The sequence below is a fragment of the Pauljensenia sp. OF14-1SRA genome, from assembly GCF_027694595.1.
Classification (GTDB): domain Bacteria; phylum Actinomycetota; class Actinomycetes; order Actinomycetales; family Actinomycetaceae; genus Pauljensenia; species Pauljensenia turicensis_B.
Genome location: NZ_JAQEVQ010000004.1, coordinates 68,370 through 90,119, shown reverse-complemented (window position 1 = coordinate 90,119; position 21,750 = coordinate 68,370). Strand labels below are relative to the sequence as shown.

Sequence of the window (21,750 nt, the reverse complement as noted above, 5' to 3'; positions counted from 1 at the left end):
CCTTGTTCCAGCGCCAAGTTACGGAACAAGTCGAGGATTCGGTTAGGGGTTGGGGGCGTCGAATCTCTACGACTCGCTGAGGGGTCAGCGGGCGGGGCCGACCGTGCGCAAAAAGACCGAATCAAACAGGGTATTAACACTTCGGGCTTCGTCGGCAGTACCAGTGAGGGGTGAAATCCCGCTGAGTGTTGCTCGGTTTTCTTGCGCTTTGTCCGTCCGGATTTGGGTTTCCCAGGGACGTACAGGTGAGGGCAATAAACTCGGAGCTTCTCATCCGGTGTTCTGGATCCCTCCCTGGCAGGTGTTCGCCTGTCTTGAATTAACAAACTGGTTTCCAAAAAGGAGGAATCATGACAGATCAAATGGTGCTAAAAACACAGCAATGGCTTAATCGCACCTATAGGAGCAAGGCTGGTTTCGGTTCAGTCATAGAGGACGGATATACCGGCTGGGGCACGGTCAACGCTTTGATTCGGGCCCTGCAAATCGAGCTGGGTATTACGACAACGGCGAACAATTTCGGACCGGGAACTATCAGTCGCTTCCAGTCTCGGTGGCCTAACGGCATCCGCCAACAGGATGACGGTGCACAGGAGACTTCTAATGTGTACGGCATTATCCAAGGCGCCTTGTGGTGCAAGGGATATTCTGCCGGTGCCAGCGATATCACGACTCACTTCTATAGCGGAACTGGAAAGGCCATCAAACAGCTTAAGAGCGACATGGGCATTGGTGGAGATTCCACTGTGACGCTCGACGTCATGAAAGCGCTGTTGTCAATGCAGCAATTCGTCCTGCTTCGCTCTTATGGGGGCATTTCAGCGATTCGGCAAGCACAGCAACAAATCAACCAACAGTATCGCGCTTATACCGGAATCATCCCAACCGATGGACTCTACGGTCGGGAAATGAACACTGCTCTGATTCAGGTTTTGCAAGCCATTGAAGGATTTAGCCCTGCGGAAGCCACAGGTAATTTCGGCAATGGCACCAAAGCGCGTCTAACAATAGTTACACCCAGCAATGCGGCAAGTTTACCGAAGTGGGCTTGGCTAGCTCAGGTTGCTCTAGTGTGTAACCGGATTTCTCCCGATATCTATCCTTCTGCACAAACCGCACTGTCAACGTTCGTTCCGCAATTCCAAGCAAAGTATCAGCTCCCACGAAGCGGGGTGGTCGACTCGACTACATGGATGAGCCTGTTGACCTCGAAAGGTGATCCGAATCGCGCCTGTAAAGCATGCGATACACGCTTCGAGATTACGGCTGAGCGACTCAACCTACTTAAGGCGAACGGCTATGAGATCGTAGGACGTTACCTGACTGAGCCGAATCAGGATTCAAAAGATCCGTCCAACTATTTCAAAGCAATTCGCCCCGGAGAACTTGAACGCATCACCAACGGAGGGATGAAGTTCTTCCCGATTTTCCAGGAGTACTCAACCAAGCTTCGACACTTCACGCGGGAAAACGGCGCTCGGCACGCGACGCTCGCAAGGCAAGCAGCCCAAAGACTTGGCATTCCGGGAACGTATATCTATTTCGCAGTTGATTTCGACGCGACCGACCCCGAGGTCACAAGTCACATTCTTCCGTATTTCCAAGGTGTGCGAGGAAGCCTGGGAGGCGGATACAAAGTAGGCATCTACGCCTCGCGTAACATTTGTAGCCGCATCATTAAAGCCGGCTACGCTGGAAGCGCGTTCGTCTCGGACATGTCTACAGGATTCTCCGGCAACCTCGGCTTCCCTATTCCTGACGATTGGAACTATGACCAGTTCACTGAAATCAGTGACTACAAGGGTGCTGGTTTTGACCTAGATCGGGTCGCCTATTCAGGACAAGCAGCGGCAGTTGATCATGTTGCTCCTTCGAGTGCCGGTGACGCTGCGCCCGACACCAGCATTGATTACAACAAGCTGGCTCCGATTGATCTGATCTGGCATTTAGAGAAACGCTTCGAAGAACTTCGTGCCAGTGGCAAGGTTGGAAAAGACTACGTTGCAGGATTTCATGGTGGAGGAACATGGGTCACTGTTCCAACTTGGCGTTGCATCCTCAACTATTTAGCAAAAGCCTACCTGCGTGACGGTGGTAGTGGATCTGCGGTGAACTGGTCCGTGTCTGCCGAAAGTTTCAGGAGCGCTGACGCGAGCGTACTCGAGAAGGACGCTGTAGGCAAGAAGATCATCGCTGCCTTGAATCGCTATATTGATAACACGTGGCGGCAATCCATGACCGACAAGACCGGAGAATCGGTTGATCTAGCGCATCTGGCGGCAGCAACGCTTGGATACACCAACTGGAATGTTATCCCTGATGCGTGGACTGGCTGGGCTGGAGACCTAGCTACTGCCATGGAAAACATTCAGAAAACGCTTGAGTGGAATCCCAGTGCGAACCTGGATCAGGTGGCCGCAGCTCTAGTCGGTCAAGGTAACGATTACCGTCAGCATCCTGGCTTGAAGGGGCTAGTACTTGACAAGAAAAACGACAAGGGAGAATGGGAATCGGTAGGAAACAACTGTAACCGTGACGACCTCTGCTGTGACGGAGACGCCATCGTCATCGCTAACACGCTAGAAAACGGCAACGATTCCAACAGTCATCTTCTGTCAGCAACACTGCGAGAGTACTACAACAACTCCAGCAAACTAGCCAACAGATTCAAGCAGATTGGCTGGAGCTTGGGGGCGAATAATTCCACTGAGGCATATCAGAAAATAAGTGAATATGCCGACTTGGATAGCGCCGTTTTAGGATGGTTCCTGGCTGGATACGTCAAGGAAGAGATTCGTTTGACAGCTTGCCGAAAGCTAGCTGAATTCATCTACCGATAATTGATTTGGTCTTTTCCTTGGTGTGGCGCTTGGGTAAAAACGCTAAACCCAAGCGCTACACCACCAGCAACAAGAGCGCCGATGGCGGGAACGGAAAACTGGCTCAGCAGTTGAGAAAAAGAATCACTATGAACTAACGAGCCGACACCATCGAGTGAAAAGAGAAAAGCTGAGAGTCCGATAAAGGCTCCTGCTGAAAGTTGCAACGCGCGGGCAGATTGAATACCGATGAAATGCTTATTAAAAAGCAGAAGAAGAATCGTGAAACACACATACATGAGTGGCATCAATAAGAAGACCACAAAAAATCTCTGATCCTGATCCTTGCACCGTAGAAAGATGGCGGCGAAAAGCCACGCGCCGACAAAATATGCCAGAGCGGATACAAGAAACACAGATATTTTTTTGATGACCAGTCCCTTCAACTTTTCGCTACACATTTTGATACGGCAACGGCATCAGGAGTTGTATGCCCAATAAGTTCTCATTCTACAAGAAGGGTTTCCCTGCATTGCTAAGGATAGCGCTGATCGGGCGGATGTTGCGTGAATGCAGGCACGAGGCCTGGTGCGTTGAATCCGACAGTCACGAAAAGGCGCACGGGAGCGCCTATACCAGAGGCTCCCGAGTATCTGTCTGTGGTGTACAGCGTGGTAAGAAGCTACTGGGGGGCGGCTTGGTTATGGGGTTGTTCTGGCGGCTTTCTGGTGAATGCACGGAGCTTTTTGATTGCCCATTCGTAGTGGCTTGATGTGGCTGACACGCAGTAGGAGCCGAGCGAGGTTGTGCCCGTCCACGGGAAATGCGCCTTGGTGAATAACTCCTCGTTGGTGAACTCGCCGATGAGAGCCACTACTGCGGTGTGGCTGTCAGCGAGGTTCTCGCGGATAGCCTCAAGCTCAGTGCCCTGATATTGAGTCCAAATCTCTTGGTTGAGCGTTGGCGTGGTTCGCCACGTGTGAGGAAACGGAAGAAACGGTCGAGGCTGACCCTGGCGGTTGGCGTCGACGAAGCCAAGCAACATGCGCTGCCACTCGTGCAGGTGGGCAAGGACGTCGCGCAGGTTTTTATCCCGCGCCCAGTGGGCTTCTTTACCGATTTGAGTGATGCTGGGATCAAAATTCGTATGCTGATCGTCGGAACTCATGCCCTCAATGAGGCTGTCCAGTTTCGCATACTGCGCCTCGGCGGCATCCAATAGTTCAGTTTTCGTCTTCGGTCTCGGCACGCCACTAATTATCTCAAAGCAGGAAAGCAGATGAAAACCCATGGCGAAAGACGGAACGAACCGTGGTGGCCGCCGCGTGCGAGCTGGCGCGAAGCCTGATCCGCTGAATGAGAAGCTCGCAGCTGGCCGCCCAGCCACTCGGCTTGAGGATCCGCTGGGTGAGCCGTTTGACTTTGCAGGCTCAGATATCGGGGATGGTGCGGTGCTTGCTGGTGAGACCATGCCTGAACCATCGGATTATCTCTCCGACATCCAGCGCGATGGCAAACCACTCGGCGCAGATTTGGTCTACCGGGAGACGTGGCAGTGGCTTGATGCTCGTGGTTGTTCTCAGTTCGTGGCACCCAGGCTGATTGAATCCTATGCGCAGTCTTTCGCGCGGTATGTGCAGTGCGAGCAGGCGATCTCCAAGTTCGGTCTGCTCGGCAAACACCCAACCACAGGGGCAGCGATCGCATCCCCGTTCGTTGCTATGTCCCAGTCTTTCGGGAAGCAAGCGAACGTGTACTGGTACGAGATTTACGAGATCGTGCGCGCCACCTGCACCACCGACTACTCGGGCGCTGCACCGGGTGATGACGTGATGGAGCAGTTGTTGAAAGCCCGCTCCTAACAACTCTCTGATTTTTGTGCTCCCGCCCCGGATGGGTGGGCACTTTTCTATGCCTTGATTCTTCGGAAAGTGAGTATGTATGTCTACGAAGACTGCTGAGGCCGTGTGTATCGGCCATCCCGATAAGCTCTGCGATCTGATCTCAGACACAATCCTTGACGACATTCTCTACGAGGACCCAGCCGCACGCGTTGCAGTAGAAGTGATGGCATCTGGCCACAGGATCATTGTGACTGGCGAGATCACTTCGAAGGTTCGTCCGCGTATTCGTGAGTCGGTGCGTTACGCGCTGGTGAAGGCGGGGTATGTGCCGTGGCGGTTTGTGACCTTCGTGTGGGTACGTCGCCAGTCCCCAGACATCAACGCAGGAGTTTCCAAGTCCTTGGAGGCTCGCTTCGGAGACACGAGTGAGTTTGCGTTGCAGGGCGCGGGCGATCAGGGCACCGTCTACGGCTACGCCACGGCGGAAACCCCGGAGCGTTTGCCGTTGCCGTTGGTGCTCTCACACGAGATTTGCGCCCGCCTCGATAAGGCCCGCAAGGACGGCACGATTACCGGTATTAAGTCTGATGGTAAGGCACAGGTGACAGTTCGTTACGACGCTGCTGGTAGGCCCGTGGCGGTTGAGACCGTGGTGGTGTCGATCCAACACAAAGCGGCGAAGGATTTGGATGAGTTGGCGGCAGAGGTCAAAACCCTCATCGTCGCACCCTCGTGCAAACCGTACCTGCCGATTAGCGCTGACACCGAGATTCTGGTGAATCCCTCGGGCTTGTTTACGGTGGGTGGTCCAAAGGCCGACACGGGTCTGACGGGTCGCAAGTTGATGGTTGACACTTACGGCGGTCTCGCCCCACATGGTGGTGGTGCGTTCTCAGGCAAGGACGCCTCGAAGGTTGATCGATCGGGTGCATACATGGCGCGTCTGATAGCCAAGACCATCGTCGATGCCCGTCTCGCACTCGAATGCCAGGTCGCGATTTCCTATGCGATTGGGAAGGCTGCCCCGGTCGCCTTCAGCGTGGACACGCTCGGCACGGGCCAATACACCGACGAGATCCTCGCTAAGGCCGTAGCCGAGGTGTTTCCGCTACGCCCCGGTGGAATTATCGATGCTTTGAATCTTCGCAAGCCTGGTTTTACAAGGTACTCGACCTACGGACATTTCGGCTATCCCGGTCTGCGCTGGGAGAACTCGTTCGCTCACGTCGACGCATTAAAGAAGGCGGTGACTACACATGCTCATGAAGCCAATGCCCATTAGTGAACTCAAGCCCGCTGACTACAATCCGCGTAAAGACCTCCAGCCCGGTGATCCTGAGTATGAGAAGCTCAAGCGATCCTTGACCGAGTTCGGCTACGTCGAACCCGTCATCTGGAACTCCACCACTGGTCATGTCGTTGGTGGCCATCAGCGTTTGAAGGTGCTCGAAGATCTAGGCCACACGGACGTGGACGTGATCGTCGTGGAGCTCGATGAGACCCGCGAGAAAGCACTCAACATCGCGCTCAACAAGATCAGCGGCGAATGGGACAACGACAAACTCGCCCTCCTCATCGCCGACCTCGATGCTTCGGATTTCGATGCTGAACTAACTGGCTTCGACGACGCCGAAATCCAGCAGTTGATCGGCTCCTTGGATGAGGGCGAGGTTGAGGACGACGACTTCGACCTTACCGCCGCCCTGGAGGCCGCCGCGTTCGTGGAGCGCGGGGATATCTGGACGCTTGGCCGCCACCGACTCGTGTGCGGGGATGCCACCTCGCAAGCAGACGTCGAGGTGCTCATGGATGGCACGCGCGCCAACCTTGTGCTCACGGACCCGCCGTACAACGTGGCGTTCGAATCGTCTGATGGCTTGTCGATCCGCAATGACAAGATGGGTGCGGACGCGTTCTACGAGTTCCTGCTCGCCGCTTTCACCCAGATGGCGGAAGTGTGTGAGAAGGGCGCATCCGCGTATGTGTTTCACGCCGACACCGAAGGATTGAACTTCCGTCGCGCCTTTCAAGACGCAGGCTTCAAGCTCTCCGGCTGTTGTATCTGGGTCAAGGACTCTCTGGTACTGGGGCGATCCCCATACCAGTGGCAGCACGAGCCGATCCTTTACGGCTGGGTAAAGACGGGTAAGCACAAGTGGTACGCCGACCGGAAACAAACCACGATCTGGAACTTCGCCAAGCCACGCCGCAACGCCGACCACCCAACCAGCAAGCCACTGGACTTGTTGGCGTATCCGCTTCAGAACTCCACCCAGGCGAACGCGATCGTGCTCGACACGTTCGCGGGCTCCGGCTCCACGCTCATGGCAGCTGAGGCAACCGACCGCATCTGCTACTGCATGGAGTTGGACGAGAAATACGCGAGCGTTATTCTGCGCCGCTACGCCGACGCCACCGGAGACGCCGCAGGAATCACGTGTCTCCGCGACGGCCAGCAGCTCGCCTACCTGGATGTCGTGAAGGCAGTGGATCGAGGCACCACATGACCGCGTTGACGCTTGGCTCTCTGTTTGACGGGTCGGGCGGCTTCCCACTCGCCGCCCTCCACGTCGGTATCCGCCCCGTCTGGGCGTCCGAGGTGGAGCCGTTTCCGATCCTCGTCACCTCCACCCGTCTGCCCGAGGTCACCCACCTCGGCGACGTCAACACTATCGACGGCACCGTGATCGAGCCGGTGGACATCGTCTCGTTCGGGTCGCCGTGCCAAGACCTGTCGGTCGCAGGACGGCAGACCGGGCTGGCAGGTTCACGTTCCGGCCTGTTCTTTCAGGCTGTTCGCATCATCAAGGAAATGAGGGAGGCGACTAATGACCAATATCCCCGATTTGCTGTCTGGGAGAACGTGCCGGGAGCCTTCTCCTCCAACCAAGGGGCGGATTTCGCCGCCGTCCTCACGAGCCTCATCCAGGTCGTCGCGCCGTCCGTTGCTGACGTGCCTGTTCCTGACACGCGGTGGGCCGACGCTGGGACCGTCGTGGCAGGCGGATGCTCGGTTGCATGGCGTGTACTCGATGCGCAACATTTCGGCCTCGCCCAACGACGCCGCCGCATCTACCTTGTCGCAGATTTTGCAGGCCGATCCGCACCCGAGATTCTATTTGAGTCCGCGAGCCTGCCAAGGCATTCTGAATCGTGCGGCACGCAAGAACAAGACCATGCCCACACCCCTGAAGCAAGCCTTGGAGGCCGTAGCAGCTCGGTGATATTGATGGATCATCATCCGCAGGACTCGAGGTTGACCGTTAACTCCTCGGGGGTGGTGCAGACGCTGACTGCCCGGATGGGCAACTCACCCACCAACGTCCCCATCCTCCTCGACGCCCCAGAGGAACGCAGGGTGTTTGGCCTAAATTCGATCCACCAGTCCCGCAGCGGTGGCGGCCACTACGGCTACGAAGCGGAAGTGTCGAAAACCCTCGACCTGAAAGGCGGAGAGCCGACCTGCAACCAGGGCGGCATGGTCATCTTGGAGCCCGTCTATGCTACATCCAAAGCCGACTATTTCACCCGCGCCACCAAGAACCAAGCAGGTGCGCTGCTGGCCACGGATTACACCGACCCGCCCATGGTCGCCAGCTCGTCGCTGCTCCCCAGGCGGCTCACTCCGGTGGAGTGCGCCCGATTGCAGGGGTTTCCTGACGATTGGTGTGACGGTCTTGCTATCGAGGATCCGACAAGCGAGGACATCGAGTATTGGACGGGCATTTGGGCTACCTGGAACTGGGCGCGCGGCGTGAAACCACGAACCGCACGCCAAGTCACTACTTGGTTGAAGAATCCAACCAGTGATAGTGCCCAATACAAGTTGTGAGGTAACGCGATCGCTTTGCCCGTGACTCGCCACATCCTTGAAAGACTGAAAAATTTTGCTCGCGCAGGGACTGGATAAGCTCCCACACCTATGGCTGTATGTACATGACCAAACAAACCCCCGACAAGGGGAAATACGAGATGGAGGATGGTCATGAGTGATCTGCATATTGAGATCAGCGAGATGCTTGAAGCAGGCATCAACATCTGGGACGTCGAAGAAGCCCACGACATTGCACGAAAGTGGAACTTCTCCCTGGTTGCGGGTGCGATCGAACACGACACAACCAGCTACCTGCAACTGGTCCAGTCTTGGTTTGACGGTGAGGGTGTGGCGGCATGAACCAAATTTCGTTCGCCTCGAACAAGAGCGGGCGTAAGAAACTCGCCGACACCATCGCCTCTCACCTTGGCGTCAGAGCGGAGTATACGGGCACGCCCACGTTCGACTACCTGATCGGGCAAGCCCGGCTAGATCGGGACTGGGTGCTCCACCTCCCACAGGACATCAACGCCGAAGCGCTCATTGAAACCACACAGGAGGCCGGGTTCGCGCCCACGAGCGAGGAGTACGGGCTGACGCTCGCATTCCCCACGATCGGGTGGGACGAGGCCACAGGCGCGAAGCTTGAAACCCTGCTCGCCGCCAAGGGAGCACTTATCGCCAAGGCGCTGGGCATTCCCGCTACGCCGATGAATTTGAATGCGGTGGAGGGAACGGTTGAGTTTGCCTGGTTCGAACAACTTCCCGAGACGGAGGTGATCGAGGCTGCCAGCGTGCTTATCCAGCTGATGATCGAGCAAGCCAAGACCTCCACCCGCATCTCACCGAAACCACCTGAACCAGGGAATGATAAGTATGCGATGCGCTGCTGGCTGCTACGGCTGGGGATGATTGGCAAAGGTTACAAGAACGCTCGCCGCGTTCTGCTCGCGAACTTGGAAGGCAACGCGGCGCGGAAAACCACGCCCACACAGGCCGAATAAACGGGAAATATGCAAGAGATCAGAATCTCTATTCTTCCTGTGTAAATACGCCGAAAACGGCTGGATAACCGCGCACACCTATGGCTGTATGTACATGACCGAACAAGAGGACAAGGAGAAAGTCATGAACAACGGCAAGACCACGATGGAGCAGCTGCAGATGACAACCGACAGCTACGGCACGGTGATCCCCTACGGAGACTTCGTCCTCGCCTCGGCATACCGGCACCTGGGCAAAGACCGGATCGGAAACGACGCCCGCGTCTACAAGCTCGCCGAGCAGCCCATCCCCGGCTGGGGACCAGACGCACGAGCCTTCATCGAATGCCGCCTCGACCTCGTTGCCGAAGCCGACAACCTCTTTGAGGACGCCGGGCATGCCATCGCCTGGGCCTTCGCCCACACCAACTAACCAGCACAGGAAGGAGCCTGACGGGCGTGATGCGCACTCTCGACACCTACACGCCGACCCAGTTCATGGCCACAGGCTCACGCTACGACAAGCGGAAAGCCGACTTCGCGGTCGCGTTCATCCAAGCCCTGAAACACACCAAAGGCCGCTGGTCAGGCAAACCCTTCCAGCTCATCGACTGGCAAGAGCAAATCATCCGCGACCTATTCGGCACCGTCAAAGAAGACGGCTACCGCCAATTCACCACTGCCTACGTCGAGATACCCAAAAAGATGGGCAAAAGTGAGCTCGCCGCTGCCGTCGCCCTGCTGCTCACCTGCGGAGATGGTGAAGAACGCGCCGAAGTGTATGGGTGCGCCGCTGATCGTCAGCAGGCTTCGATCGTGTTTGAGGTCGCGGCCGACATGGTGCGCATGAGCCCCGCCCTGTCCAAGCGTGTCAAGATCCTCGCCAGCCAGAAGCGGATCATCTACAAGCCCACCAACTCCTTCTACCAAGTCCTCTCGGCTGAGGCGTATTCGAAGCACGGGTTCAACATCTCCGGCGTTGTTTTCGACGAACTGCACACCCAACCAGGCCGCGCCTTGTTCGACGTGATGACCAAAGGTTCGGGTGACGCGCGCACCCAGCCGTTGTACTTCCTCATCACGACAGCGGGCACCGATACGCATTCGATTTGTTATGAGCAGCATGAGAAAGCTGAAGACATCCTCGCAGGCAAAAAGCACGATCCGACGTTCTATCCAGTGATTTACGGGGCTGGCCGCGAAGATGACTGGACCGACGAAGCCGTGTGGCATAAGGCTAATCCGAGTCTCGGGATCACTGTTCCGATTGAGAAAGTCCGCCAAGCTTGTAACTCAGCCAGGCAGAATCCAGCTGAAGAAAACACTTTCCGACAGTTGCGTTTGAATCAGTGGGTGAAGCAGTCGGTGCGGTGGATGCCCATGCACGTCTGGAACGCTAACAACGCACCCGTCGATCTGTCTGATCTGGAGGGGCGGGTGTGTTACGGCGGGCTGGATCTTGCGTCGACAACGGATATCACGGCGTTCGTGCTCGTCTTCCCACCCGAAACAGGTGACGAAGCGTATGTGATTGCGCCATGGTTCTGGATACCGCAAGACAACCTCAAACTGCGAGTAGCCCGTGACCATGTGCCCTACGACCTGTGGCAACACCAAGGCTACCTAGAGACGACTGAGGGCAACGTCGTTCATTACGGAGCAATCGAAGCCTTCATCGAGCAACTCGGCACACGGTTCGATATCAGGGAGATCGCCTTCGACCGGTGGGGCGCAGTCCAAATGAGTCAAAACCTCGAAGCCTTAGGTTTCACCGTTGTACCGTTCGGGCAAGGATTCAAAGACATGAGCCCACCGTCGAAGGAGCTGATGAAGCTCGCACTCGAGGGCAAGCTCGCCCACGGCGGGCACCCGGTGCTGGCTTGGATGGTCGATAACATTCACGTGCGAACCGACCCAGCAGGCAACATTAAGCCGGATAAGCAGAAGTCTACGGAGAAGATTGACGGCGTGGTCGCCACGATCATGGCCCTCGACCGAGCTATCCGAACCGGCAGCGGGCACGTCAGCGGCAGTGTTTATGACGAACGCGGATTATTCGTTATTTAGGCGTGACAGCATCGCGTTCGGATTATCTGCTCGAGCTTATGAAGTTTGATTTCATCCAGCGGGAGGTCAATATCCGTATGGAACTGATCGTTGAGAACTGCGTTCTTAACCCACTTATCGGCCTCGAGGTTGCATGTCGGGAATTTTAATTCTGAATGCGCACCTGGTCGAAGCTTCGGGTGCGGAGCATCGCAAAAAGGAATAACGCCTAAACGATCAAACAGGGCATGCACATTTCTCGATGTATTTTTTAACTTGCCATCCTCCTCTTCCCAATCCCAGTCAAGGACTTGCAGTGTGACGAGAACCTGGATTGAACGATCGCTGAGTGACGTTCCTCCTACCCACATCCAGTTTCTTAGGTCTAGTTGTGGGCGAATGCGCGTTGATCTCTTTGGGTAGGAGAAAGGACCTTCTCCGGCTTGAGGGCCGTCGACTACTTCGAAATTCATGGATCGAAGCAAGTTACGGATTTTCTCGCGTTCAACGAGACGCGCTTTTCGATAGGCCTCTTTTGCTTGTTGGAACGAACTCTCGGTCATCGCTATCTCCTCCTTCTCTTACCGATTCTCTCATTGAAAGGTATGCACATGGGTTTTCTGAATTGGTTGCGTGGCGACACTGCCCGCTCCGTTGACGATAACGCGATCAGCTCTGGTTATAGCTTTTTCTTTGGGGCGACGTCTTCTGGGCGTCCGGTGACGGAACGCTCGGCGATGCAGATGACTGCGGTGTATTCGTGTGTGCGGATTTTGGCTGAAGCTATCGCGGGCCTGCCGTTGCATGTCTATCAGCAAGACGCTGATGGCGCGAAGGTGAAGGCGTTCGATCATCCGTTGTATCGGTTGCTGCATGATGAGCCGAATCCAGAGATGACGAGCTTCGTGTTCCGCGAAACGTTGATGACCCACCTACTGCTCTGGGGTAATGCGTTTGCTCAGGTGATCCGTAACGGCCGCGACGAGGTCATCGGCCTGTATCCGCTCATGCCCAACCGCATGACCGTCGGACGCGACGAAGCCGGGCGTTTGTATTACGAGTATCAGCGCACATGGGACGAACCAACAGGAAGATACGAGACCATCACGTTGGCCGCGCGCGATGTCCTCCATATTCCCGGCCTGGGCTTTGACGGCCTGGTTGGTTATAGCCCGATTGCGATGGCGAAAAACGCCATCGGCCTCGCCCAAGCAACAGAAGACTACGGCGCATCGTTTTTTGCTAACGGTGCTGCTCCTGGTGGGGTGTTGGAGCATCCGGGCACGATCAAAGACCCCGCCAGAGTTAGGGAGTCCTGGCAGGCAACGTTCGGCGGCGCACGGAACGGCAACAAGATCGCGGTACTGGAAGAGGGCATGAAATACACGCCCATCTCCGTCAGCCCAGAACAAGCTCAATTCCTTGAAACGAGGAAGTTTCAGATCAACGAGATCGCCCGCATTTTCCGTATTCCGCCGCACATGATCGGCGACCTCGAAAAATCCTCGTTTTCCAATATTGAGCAGCAGTCGTTGGAGTTTGTGAAGTACACGCTTGATCCGTGGGTGATCCGCTTCGAACAAGCCATCACCAAAACCCTGCTCAGCCCGCGCGAGAAGCCGCAGATCTATGTGAAGTTCAACCTCGAAGGCTTGCTGCGTGGGGATTACGAATCCCGAATGAATGGGTATGCGGTGGCACGCCAGAACGGGTGGATGAGCGCCAACGATATCCGCGAACTAGAAAACCTCGACAAGATCCCTGCCGAAGCTGGCGGCGACCTCTACCTAGTCAACGGCAATATGCTCCCGCTCGGTCTCGCAGGGGCATACGCGCAGACAACCGAGTCTGAACCAGAGCCTGAACCGGCTGAGGAACCTATGAGTGAATCTTCTGTAAGGAGGAGGATATGAGACGTTTTTGGAACTGGCTCACACCCGAGCCACACAACACTGACCCGGACGCAAGTAGTGTCCGGGTTTTGCGTATTAGCGGCACAATCGCTGAAGAATCCTGGTTCGATGATGACATCACACCCGCCATCTTCGCAGCCGAACTCAACGCGGGTAGCGGGCCGGTGACGATCTGGCTCAATTCGCCTGGTGGTGATGTTGTGGCTGCGGCGCAGATCTACAACATGCTCATCGACTACCCAGGCGAGGTGACCGTCAATATCGACGGTATCGCCGCATCGGCCGCGTCCGTGATTGCAATGGCCGCATCCACCGTGGCTATGAGTCCGGTTTCGATGCTCATGATTCATAACCCAGCGACGATGGCGGTTGGCGATAAGGACGAACTCGCACGTGCGATGAGCATGCTTGATTCGGTCAAAGACTCGATCCTGAATGCCTACCAGGAAAAGACGAACCTGAGCCGGGCGAAGCTGTCCAAGCTCATGGATGCCGAGACGTGGATGGATGCCCGTGCCGCGATTGACATGGGTTTCGCCGACGAACTCCTCACCGGCCAGCGCAACCCCGCCTTCGCGGTCGAACCCAAGAAGCCCGACGATGACCCGGATGACGACCCAGATGATGAGGACGAGGTCGACTCTCCAGACGATCCAGACGAAGACGACGATGAGGAGCTGAAGCGGCAGGTGTTCCCACCCAAGAACGTGGGACAAGGCACGGTGTTTTCACGCCGAGCAGCCGAGCAAAAACTCGTCGCACACCTGACCGCCACATCACCGCCGAAGCCGGTGCGACCACCACACCCCACCGCTACTCCCGCCGTGCCTGTTGGTCGGCGGGTTCTTGATTTGTACGCCGAACTAGCTAACCAACCCCACTGAAAGGACCAACACTCATGTCTACTTCACTTTCTGTTTCTGACCTTCGTACCAAGCGCGCAGATGTTTGGGAGAAGGCGAAGGCCTTCCTCGATGAGCGCCGCGATGCTACATCGGGCTGCTTGTCGGCTGAAGATGATCAGGCTTACGCGAAGATGGAAGCCGAGATCGATTGTCTCACCAATGAAATCGCCCGTTCCGAACGTGCACTGCGCCGCGACGCCGACCTCGCCAAGGCAACCAACACGCCGCTGACCTCAATGCCAGGCATGAACCCTGATGATGAAGCCAAGCCGACTGCACCTCGAGCAACCGCCTCGTATAAGCGGGCGTTTTGGGATGCGATGCGACTGAACATTTCACCGATGGAAGTACGCAACGCACTGTCCGAGGGCGTCGATACCGAGGGCGGCTATCTGGTGCCTGACGAGTTTGAACGCACGCTGATCTCCTCACTGGAAGATCAGAACATCATGCGCTCCTTGGCGAAGGTCATTCAAACCACCAGCGGGGATCGGAAGATCCCGGTCGTCTCCACGCATGGTACTGCTGGGTGGCTCGATGAAGGCAAGCCATATACAGAGTCAGATGAAGCCTTCACGCAGGTGACGCTGAGCGCGTTTAAGCTCGGCACCTTCCTCAAAATTTCAGAGGAACTCTTGAACGATAGCGCGTTTAATGTCGAGCAGTACCTGGCGGCGGAGTTTGCTCGCCGTATCGGCGCTGCCGAAGAAGAAGCCTTCCTCACCGGGGACGGAAAGGGCAAGCCCACCGGTATTTTCGCAGCCACTGGTGGTGGTGAGAAGGCACTGACTACGGGCAAGGCGAGCGATATTACGGCTGATGAACTCATCGATCTGCACTACGGTTTGCGCGGCCCGTATCGGAAGAACGCGGTATGGCTGATGAACGACTCGACCGTGAAAACCATCCGCAAGCTCAAGGACGGCAACGGCCAGTATCTGTGGCAGCCAGCCCTGACCACAGGAACCCCAGACCTTGTCCTTGGCCGCCCCGTCCACACGAGCACCTTCGTGCCGGAAATCAAGGCTGGTGCGTCCACGGTTGCTTTCGGTGACTTGTCGTATTACTGGATCGCCGACCGCCAGGGACGCTCGTTTAAGCGGCTGAACGAGTTGTTCGCCACCACCGGGCAGGTCGGATTCCTCGCCTCGCAGCGACTGGACGGCAAGCTCGTCCTACCCGAAGCGATCAAAGTTCTGACCCAAAAGACTGGAGCCTAAACAGATAAGGAGGTGGCCGCAATGACCACAACAGAGCTCGTCGACCTGGTGAAGGCGAATCTGCTCATCACCTTCGACGATGACGATCAATTGATCGGCGCGTTGATCAATGCGGCCACCTCCTACGCGACCGCTTTCCAGCACCTGCCCGAAAACCACTACGAAAAGAACGAGATGTCTGGGGCGACGCGGCAGAGCATTGTCATGCTCGCCTCGCATTTCTACGAGTCGCGTGATGGTTCCACGGCAGGGTTTTGGGCAGATAAACCGGATGCCGCTAAAGCGGTGTGGAGCGCGGTGAACAATCTGCTGCGTCTGGATCGGGATTGGAAAGTCTAAGGAGAACACTCATGGCTTCTTTGGGATCCATGCGCACCACGATCGACCTCATCATCCCGGTCGTCGTCCGCGATAAGGCGGGGTTCACCACCACACGCGATGAAGTGCAGGCGACGGTGCGGGTGCAGGTCGAGGTGCGGCACGCGAGTGCTGCGTGGGTGAACCGGGCAGCGTACTCACAGGCTGACGTTCTCTTCCGCATCCGCACCATCCCCGGACTATCCGTGACCACTGATATGGAGATCAGCGGACCAGACGGGCGGTATGTGATCGACGCCGTCGAAGTCATCGGCCGCTACGTCGAGATTCTTGCCCACCAGACCACGCCCGAAGGAGAGCCCCGTGGCTAGAGTTCAGATTCGCTTGCCAAACGCGTTCATTGATTCCCTCAGCGCCGCCAGCCGCGTGCTGGAAACCTCGGCTGATGAGGTGTTGGAGGCGGGGGCTGCGGTGGTTGAGCCGCGTATGCGAGCCAACCTCACCGGCGCGATCGGACGCGCCACCAAGAATCCCTCGCGTTCAACAGGACAGCTTCTCGCTGCGCTTGGTACGACCTCGGTGAAAGTAAACAGCCGAGGTGATCACAACATTAAGGTTGGCTTCGCTGAGAACCGCCGCGACGGCAGAGCGAATGCGTTGATCGCCAACGTCCTCGAACACGGCCGATCCAACCAACCTGCGCGCCCGTTTCTTGCACCCACACGGTCGCAAACAAGGCGGGGTGCGATCGAGGCTATGAAAACGGCGTTGACGGCGCGGATTGAGCAGGTCAAACCATGACCGCACTCCTCGAACAACTCACGACGATCGCTGACGAGCTTGGTTTGCCGTTCGAAGTCAGCCTCTACACGACGACGCCAGCGTCGCAGACGTATCTGGTGGCAACCCCGCTGACGGACGTGTTGGACGTGTTCGCAGACAATCAACCCAGTATCGAGGTTGAGGAAGTTCGCCTCGCACTTTTCACGAAATCTAACTATCTCGACCTGCGTAACCGCATTACCCGCGCCCTGCTCGACGCCGGTTTAACGATTACTGGCCGTACGTATGTCGGCTTTGAAGCTGATACCGGATTTCACCATTACGCGATAGACGTCGCAACCCACCACATCTACAGATAAGGAGAATTTCTCATGGCAACTATTGGTTTAGACAAGCTCTACTACGCCACGATCACCGAAAACCCCGATACGGGTGAGGAAACCTACGCCAAACCCAAACCGCTGGCCAAAGCTATCTCCGCTGAACTCTCCGTCGAGGTGGCTGAAGCGATCCTGTATGCCGATGACGGCCCTTCCGAGATCGTCAAGGAATTCAAATCCGGAACCCTCACTTTGGGGATTGATGATCTGGGTGGTGAAGCAGCCGCCGCCTTGACTGGCGCGAGCGTGGATTCTAACGGGGTGCTCATCTCAGCCTCCGAGGACGGTGGGTCTCCAGTGGCGATAGGTTTCCGAGCCGCACGAAGCAATGGGAAGTATCAGTATTTCTGGCTGTACCGTGTCAAGTTCGCCCTGCCAACAGAAACGCTGGCCACCAAGGCTGACTCGATCACGTTCTCCACCCCGAGCATTGAGGGCACGATTCTGCGCCGCAACAAGCCGGATACAAAGGGGCGTCATCCGTGGAAGGCCGAAGTCACCGAAGGCAGCACCGGGGTCAAGCCCGAGACGATCACGAACTGGTATGCGCAAGTCTATGAACCCGCCACCACCAGCGCGAAACCCGCATCCAACAGCTAGCCCGAGAGGACTGAAAGCCATGAGCAAGAAAACCAGCAACGCTAAGGCTGCAAGCACGGTGGAGTCTGGCCGGTCAGCGACTGTGCTGATTGGTGGGGAGCCGTTCGAATTGGTGCTCACCACCCGCGCCACCCGGCTCATCGCCGAACGCTACGGCGGACTTGAGCACCTCGGCGAGGCCCTCGAAACCTCTGATGATCTGGGTAAAACGCTCGGTGAGGTGATTTGGCTGATCACGCTGCTAGCCAACCAGTCAGTCCAGATCCACAATCACCGCCACCCAGACGGCAAGCGCCCAGAGCTGAGCGTGGATGAGGTTGAACTACTCACTGTGCCTGCTGATCTGGCGGACTATCGTGGCGCGATCGCCGAAGCCCTCCAGCGAGGCACACGCCGAGACATCTTTACCGAGCCAGTCCCAAAAGCACCAGCAGCGGTGGACGGATAGTCGAAACCGACAATTCTGTGTTCACGCGGCTGGCGTATATCGGAATGGCCCATCTCCACCTATCGCGGGTGGAGGTGGGCTTAACCGTGTTTGGTGAGCTGTTGGATCTGGTCGACTGCTGGCGACTCGAAACCGGCAGAGCCCAACCCTTACGTCAATGGTTCATCGACGACGTGATTCCTGCCGGGATTTAGATACTGTTCCAGTGGGCTTTTAGTTCGTGAGCGAATTGCGTGGGCATTGATTGATGCCACTGATGACCCGCGTCTGGCACAACGATGAGGCGGGCATGTGGGATCTGTTGGCTGATGGTGCGGGCGGCAGGAAGATTCGCACGGTCTTTCGAGCCGCACGCAATCGTCGTTGGAACCGCGATATTTCCAAGCTCTGGCTCAAAATCAATGGCTGATATTTGACGCAGGATTTCCAGCAACTGTTGCTTGGAAATCTGTGGTGGGCACACGAGACGCTCAGGCAAGACTCGCATGAGAACGCTTTGAATGCACATCAATGCTTTAGGAGGGCGCGCCTGCGGAGCTGAAAGAAACAGCGACCGAACCATGCGCGGGTGCCGAATTGCCAGATCAAGACCCATCACCGCACCAAGAGATAGCCCAACCACGTCGACTGGATCATTCAGTGATGCGGCGAGTTCGTCCGTGCGCTCATGTAACGACCATGGCGTTCCTGATGGCTGATCGAAAACAGTGGGCGTGAGCGCGTCAATGCTCTCGAACTCGTTGATGACGCCATTCCAGGCTTGCGGGGTCTCACCAAGTCCGTGGAGGAAAAGCACCGGAATGCTCATCGCTGCAAACCACGAGTGGCAAGATGCCACGCTACAAGCCCGATCGCACATATTGCGAAACCTGCTGCATTAGCGATGCCCGTGACGGGATGCACGACACCGCTCATCCACAAAACAGCGAAAACGACCGTACCGATGACGAGTAAAGCAAACAACGGCCATACCCACCGGCGATTAGTTACAACATTGGCCCACACGATTCCTCCTCATCCTCTAGCCAATTTTAACCCCCAGCAACGCGAAGGAATACAGACCTATGGCCGACTCCAGTTTTGGTTTGAAGATTGGGCTTGAGGGTGAGCGTGAGTTCAAGCGCGCGATCACGGATATTAACCGCGAGATGCGTGTGCTCGGCTCGGAGATGAAGCTAGTGGCGTCCTCGTTCGATAAGAACGACCAGTCCGCCGAAGCCCTCACCGCCCGTAACCAAGTGCTGGGCAAAGAAATCGAAGCTCAAAAAGCCAAGATCGAGACCCTACGCGCCGCACTCGAAAACTCCGCCACGAGCTTTGGTGAGAACGATAGTCGGACGAAGAATTGGCAGATCCAGCTCAACAACGCAGGCGCGCAACTCAACCGGCTCGAAGGCGAACTCAAAGCCAACAACGACGCCCTCTCAGATTTCGGGAACGAGGCAGACGGTGCGGGAGATGATGCGAAGGGCGCTGCCAAAGATGCGGGCAAACTCGAGGGCGCGGTCGATGATCTCGGCGTGGAGATGGACACCACCAGCTCCAAGACCCGCATTTTCGGTGACGTGTTGAAAGCCAACCTCGCCTCCGAAGCTATCATCGCCGGAGTCAAAGGAATCGGGCATGCGATCGCCTCGATCGGTCGCGGCATGGTAGGCGCGTTGAAGGAAGGCGTGGAGTACAACGCCCGCATGGAGCAATACTCGACATCCTTTACGACGATGCTGGGTGACCAAGCCAAGGCTCAGAAGCTTGTGAATGATTTGAAGGCCCAGGCGGCGAAGACTCCGTTTGGTATGGAGGACCTCGCGGGCAACATGCAAACCCTCCTGAGCTTCGGGATGAGCCTGGAGGATGCGAAAAAGCACCTCAACGAAATCGGCGACATCTCCCAAGGAGATGCGGTGAAGATGGAATCGCTCACGCTCGCCTTCGCCCAAATGTCCTCGACCGGCAAGCTCACGGGTCAGGACTTGCTGCAGATGATCAACGCCGGATTCAACCCGCTCGAAGAGATCAGCCGCAAGACCGGCAAAAGCATTGGTGAGCTCAAGGAGGAAATGGCCAAGGGAGCTATCTCTGCGGACATGGTTGCGGACGCGTTTGCTTCTGCCACGGCCGAGGGTGGCCGGTTCTATGGGGCGATGGACGCCCAATCCAAGACTTTTAGCGGCCAGCTCGCAACAATGCAGGACGGGATCGAAAACCTCAAAGGCCTCCTCGCAGGCGGAGTCTCTGAGGCGTTGGCGGGTTCGGTGTTGCCGATGGTCAACGGCTGGATCGACGAACTCACGACAGCGTTCGAAGAAGGAGGCACGCCTGCCCTGATTGACACCCTCGGCACCGTGTTACAGGAAGCTCTCGCATTTATTGCTGAGCAGCTACCGATGGTGGTCGAGACCGGCATGAGCATTTTGACCGCGCTCCTTGAAGGCATTATCAAGGTGTTGCCACAAGTAGCAGAAACAGCCGTGACGCTGATCATCGCTTTAGTAGAAGCAATCATCGAAACGTTGCCGTCTTTGTTGGAGGCGGCGATTCAGATCATCGCCACCCTCGTCTCTGGTATCGGCGAAGCACTACCGGAACTGGTTCCTGCGGCGGTGGAGATGCTCATGGCTTTAGTGCAGGGCCTGGTCGATAACCTCCCGTTGCTTCTTGATGCGGCGTTGCAGCTCATCACCGGACTTACCGAAGGACTCATCGCATCAATTCCCATCATCATCGAAGCAGGAATCCAACTACTCACCGCCTTGATCGGGGCGCTGCCTCAGATCATCACAGCAATCGTCGCAGCACTCCCACAGATTATTACCGCGATCGTCAGCGGCGTGGTGGGTGCGATCCCACAACTGATCCAAGCAGGCATTCAGTTGTTGACGGCGTTGATTGGGGCGCTACCGCAGATCATCACGACGATCGTCGCCGCGCTCCCGCAGATTATCGCCAGTATTGTATCGGCGATTGGTGGGGCTATCCCGCAACTCGTCCAAGCAGGAATCCAACTCCTCACCGCGTTGGTGCGAAACCTGCCGCAGATCATTTCCACAATCGTCGCAGCAATCCCATCGATTATTTCTGGGATTGTGTCTGCTGTTGGGCAGGGCGTGTGGCAGATGGTGGAGGCGGGTAAGAACCTCGTCTACGGCCTGTGGAATGGCATCCAAGGCTTGGCGAGCTGGTTGTGGAATCGGGTCTCGAACTGGGCAAGCGGAATTTGGGACTCGATCACCGGCTTCTTCGGTATCCACTCACCATCTCGCAAGATGGCGTGGGCAGGACAGATGCTTGTCGAAGGCCTCGCAGGCTCCATCCGCACGGACGGCAACGAAGCCGTCACCGCCGCTACTGGTTTAGCTAGGGACACGATGGACGCCTTCGCCGACCTTGAAGACGGGCTGAGCGTCCCGATCGAGGCGGTTGCGGATCTACAGGTACCTGCCGTTGACCTCACCCCACAACCCATAGCTATCAGTCGCGATACGAGTGGCGGTGCTGATAGTGAGCGTGTGGATGTCGCGAGCATCGTCGATGCAACAGCAAAACGCATCCTCGGGTCTTTGGATATTTCAGTGACGTTGTCGGATGGGACGCTGGTGGGCAAGCTCGCACCCGCTCTCGACAAGCAACTCGCGCGCCTTGATCGGCGGCAGACTGTGATGGCAGGAGGCTACTGA

23 protein-coding genes are annotated in these 21,750 nt (G+C 56.7%); 19 read left to right on the top strand and 4 right to left on the bottom strand.

Features of this window, described 5'->3' with window-relative positions:
- Positions 1-350: 350 nt before the first annotated feature.
- On the top strand, positions 351-2,840 hold the full coding sequence (locus PG731_RS03770; protein WP_270772254.1) for a glycoside hydrolase domain-containing protein: 2,490 nt from the start codon (positions 351-353) through the stop codon (positions 2,838-2,840).
- Here the strand turns inward: PG731_RS03770 and PG731_RS03765 are convergent.
- Together PG731_RS03765 and PG731_RS03760 are read right to left on the bottom strand one after the other, a co-directional pair.
- On the bottom strand, positions 2,831-3,265 hold the full coding sequence (locus PG731_RS03765) for a hypothetical protein (RefSeq protein ID WP_227469326.1): 435 nt from the start codon (positions 3,263-3,265) through the stop codon (positions 2,831-2,833). The genes PG731_RS03770 and PG731_RS03765 overlap by 10 nt on opposite strands.
- A 236-nt stretch (positions 3,266-3,501) precedes the next feature.
- Positions 3,502-4,068 (bottom strand): ClbS/DfsB family four-helix bundle protein, encoded by a 567-nt coding sequence (locus PG731_RS03760; protein ID WP_004007622.1) that lies wholly within the window; start codon positions 4,066-4,068, stop codon positions 3,502-3,504.
- 40 nt (positions 4,069-4,108) lie between these two features.
- On the opposite strand from PG731_RS03760, the gene PG731_RS03755 reads away from it, so the two are divergent.
- The 8 genes from PG731_RS03755 to PG731_RS03720 all read left to right on the top strand — a co-directional run bounded on the left by PG731_RS03755 (position 4,109) and on the right by PG731_RS03720 (position 11,527).
- Positions 4,109-4,681 carry a terminase gene (locus PG731_RS03755; RefSeq protein WP_270772249.1) on the top strand — a complete coding sequence of 191 codons (573 nt, stop codon included), beginning with the start codon at positions 4,109-4,111 and terminating at the stop codon, positions 4,679-4,681.
- Between the two features lie 79 nt (positions 4,682-4,760).
- A complete protein-coding gene (gene metK / locus PG731_RS03750; protein WP_227909789.1) occupies positions 4,761-5,945 on the top strand; it encodes a methionine adenosyltransferase in 1,185 nt (394 codons plus the stop codon).
- Positions 5,920-7,170, top strand: a complete 1,251-nt coding sequence (locus tag PG731_RS03745; protein ID WP_096882517.1) for a site-specific DNA-methyltransferase — start codon at positions 5,920-5,922, stop codon at positions 7,168-7,170. The genes metK and PG731_RS03745 overlap by 26 nt, the downstream gene beginning before the upstream one ends.
- Positions 7,167-8,495 (top strand): DNA cytosine methyltransferase, encoded by a 1,329-nt coding sequence (locus tag PG731_RS03740; RefSeq protein ID WP_270772248.1) that lies wholly within the window; start codon positions 7,167-7,169, stop codon positions 8,493-8,495. Before PG731_RS03745 ends, PG731_RS03740 begins: the two co-directional genes overlap by 4 nt.
- Before the next feature lie 153 nt (positions 8,496-8,648).
- Positions 8,649-8,837, top strand: coding sequence for a cell division protein (locus tag PG731_RS03735; RefSeq protein ID WP_270772247.1), 189 nt, complete (start codon positions 8,649-8,651; stop codon positions 8,835-8,837).
- Positions 8,834-9,481, top strand: a complete 648-nt coding sequence (locus PG731_RS03730) for a hypothetical protein (RefSeq protein ID WP_270772246.1) — start codon at positions 8,834-8,836, stop codon at positions 9,479-9,481. The genes PG731_RS03735 and PG731_RS03730 overlap by 4 nt, the downstream gene beginning before the upstream one ends.
- Positions 9,482-9,569: 88 nt before the next feature.
- On the top strand, positions 9,570-9,893 hold the full coding sequence (locus PG731_RS03725) for a hypothetical protein (protein ID WP_270772245.1): 324 nt from the start codon (positions 9,570-9,572) through the stop codon (positions 9,891-9,893).
- A gap of 29 nt (positions 9,894-9,922) precedes the next feature.
- A complete protein-coding gene (locus tag PG731_RS03720) occupies positions 9,923-11,527 on the top strand; it encodes a terminase large subunit (RefSeq protein WP_270772326.1) in 1,605 nt (534 codons plus the stop codon).
- Here the strand turns inward: PG731_RS03720 and PG731_RS03715 are convergent.
- Positions 11,524-12,069: a hypothetical protein gene (locus tag PG731_RS03715; RefSeq protein ID WP_204880328.1), complete on the bottom strand. Its 546-nt coding sequence runs from the start codon at positions 12,067-12,069 to the stop codon at positions 11,524-11,526. The genes PG731_RS03720 and PG731_RS03715 overlap by 4 nt on opposite strands.
- A 48-nt stretch (positions 12,070-12,117) precedes the next feature.
- Here PG731_RS03715 and PG731_RS03710 point away from each other — a divergent pair, with 48 nt between their 5' ends.
- The 9 genes from PG731_RS03710 to PG731_RS03670 are packed head-to-tail and all read left to right on the top strand — an operon-like array spanning position 12,118 to position 18,073.
- Positions 12,118-13,419 carry a phage portal protein gene (locus tag PG731_RS03710; protein ID WP_102216804.1) on the top strand — a complete coding sequence of 434 codons (1,302 nt, stop codon included), beginning with the start codon at positions 12,118-12,120 and terminating at the stop codon, positions 13,417-13,419.
- Positions 13,416-14,303 carry a head maturation protease, ClpP-related gene (locus tag PG731_RS03705; RefSeq protein ID WP_096882522.1) on the top strand — a complete coding sequence of 296 codons (888 nt, stop codon included), beginning with the start codon at positions 13,416-13,418 and terminating at the stop codon, positions 14,301-14,303. Before PG731_RS03710 ends, PG731_RS03705 begins: the two co-directional genes overlap by 4 nt.
- A 14-nt stretch (positions 14,304-14,317) precedes the next feature.
- Positions 14,318-15,544 (top strand): phage major capsid protein, encoded by a 1,227-nt coding sequence (locus tag PG731_RS03700; protein WP_096882523.1) that lies wholly within the window; start codon positions 14,318-14,320, stop codon positions 15,542-15,544.
- A 21-nt stretch (positions 15,545-15,565) separates the two neighbouring features.
- On the top strand, positions 15,566-15,883 hold the full coding sequence (locus PG731_RS03695) for a head-tail connector protein (RefSeq protein ID WP_096882524.1): 318 nt from the start codon (positions 15,566-15,568) through the stop codon (positions 15,881-15,883).
- Between the two features lie 11 nt (positions 15,884-15,894).
- Positions 15,895-16,233, top strand: coding sequence for a phage head completion protein (locus tag PG731_RS03690; protein WP_096882525.1), 339 nt, complete (start codon positions 15,895-15,897; stop codon positions 16,231-16,233).
- Positions 16,226-16,663, top strand: coding sequence for an HK97-gp10 family putative phage morphogenesis protein (locus tag PG731_RS03685; RefSeq protein WP_096882526.1), 438 nt, complete (start codon positions 16,226-16,228; stop codon positions 16,661-16,663). The genes PG731_RS03690 and PG731_RS03685 overlap by 8 nt, the downstream gene beginning before the upstream one ends.
- A complete protein-coding gene (locus tag PG731_RS03680) occupies positions 16,660-17,004 on the top strand; it encodes a hypothetical protein (protein WP_096882527.1) in 345 nt (114 codons plus the stop codon). The genes PG731_RS03685 and PG731_RS03680 overlap by 4 nt, the downstream gene beginning before the upstream one ends.
- 12 nt (positions 17,005-17,016) lie before the next feature.
- Complete coding sequence (locus PG731_RS03675; RefSeq protein WP_096882528.1) at positions 17,017-17,625, top strand: major tail protein; 609 nt, start codon at positions 17,017-17,019, stop codon at positions 17,623-17,625.
- A gap of 19 nt (positions 17,626-17,644) precedes the next feature.
- Positions 17,645-18,073 (top strand): hypothetical protein, encoded by a 429-nt coding sequence (locus PG731_RS03670; RefSeq protein WP_096882529.1) that lies wholly within the window; start codon positions 17,645-17,647, stop codon positions 18,071-18,073.
- A 190-nt stretch (positions 18,074-18,263) separates the two neighbouring features.
- On the opposite strand, the gene PG731_RS03665 is transcribed toward PG731_RS03670, so the two are convergent.
- Positions 18,264-18,881: an alpha/beta fold hydrolase gene (locus tag PG731_RS03665; RefSeq protein WP_204880324.1), complete on the bottom strand. Its 618-nt coding sequence runs from the start codon at positions 18,879-18,881 to the stop codon at positions 18,264-18,266.
- 256 nt (positions 18,882-19,137) lie between these two features.
- Here PG731_RS03665 and PG731_RS03660 point away from each other — a divergent pair, with 256 nt between their 5' ends.
- Complete coding sequence (locus PG731_RS03660) at positions 19,138-21,750, top strand: phage tail protein (protein ID WP_270772241.1); 2,613 nt, start codon at positions 19,138-19,140, stop codon at positions 21,748-21,750.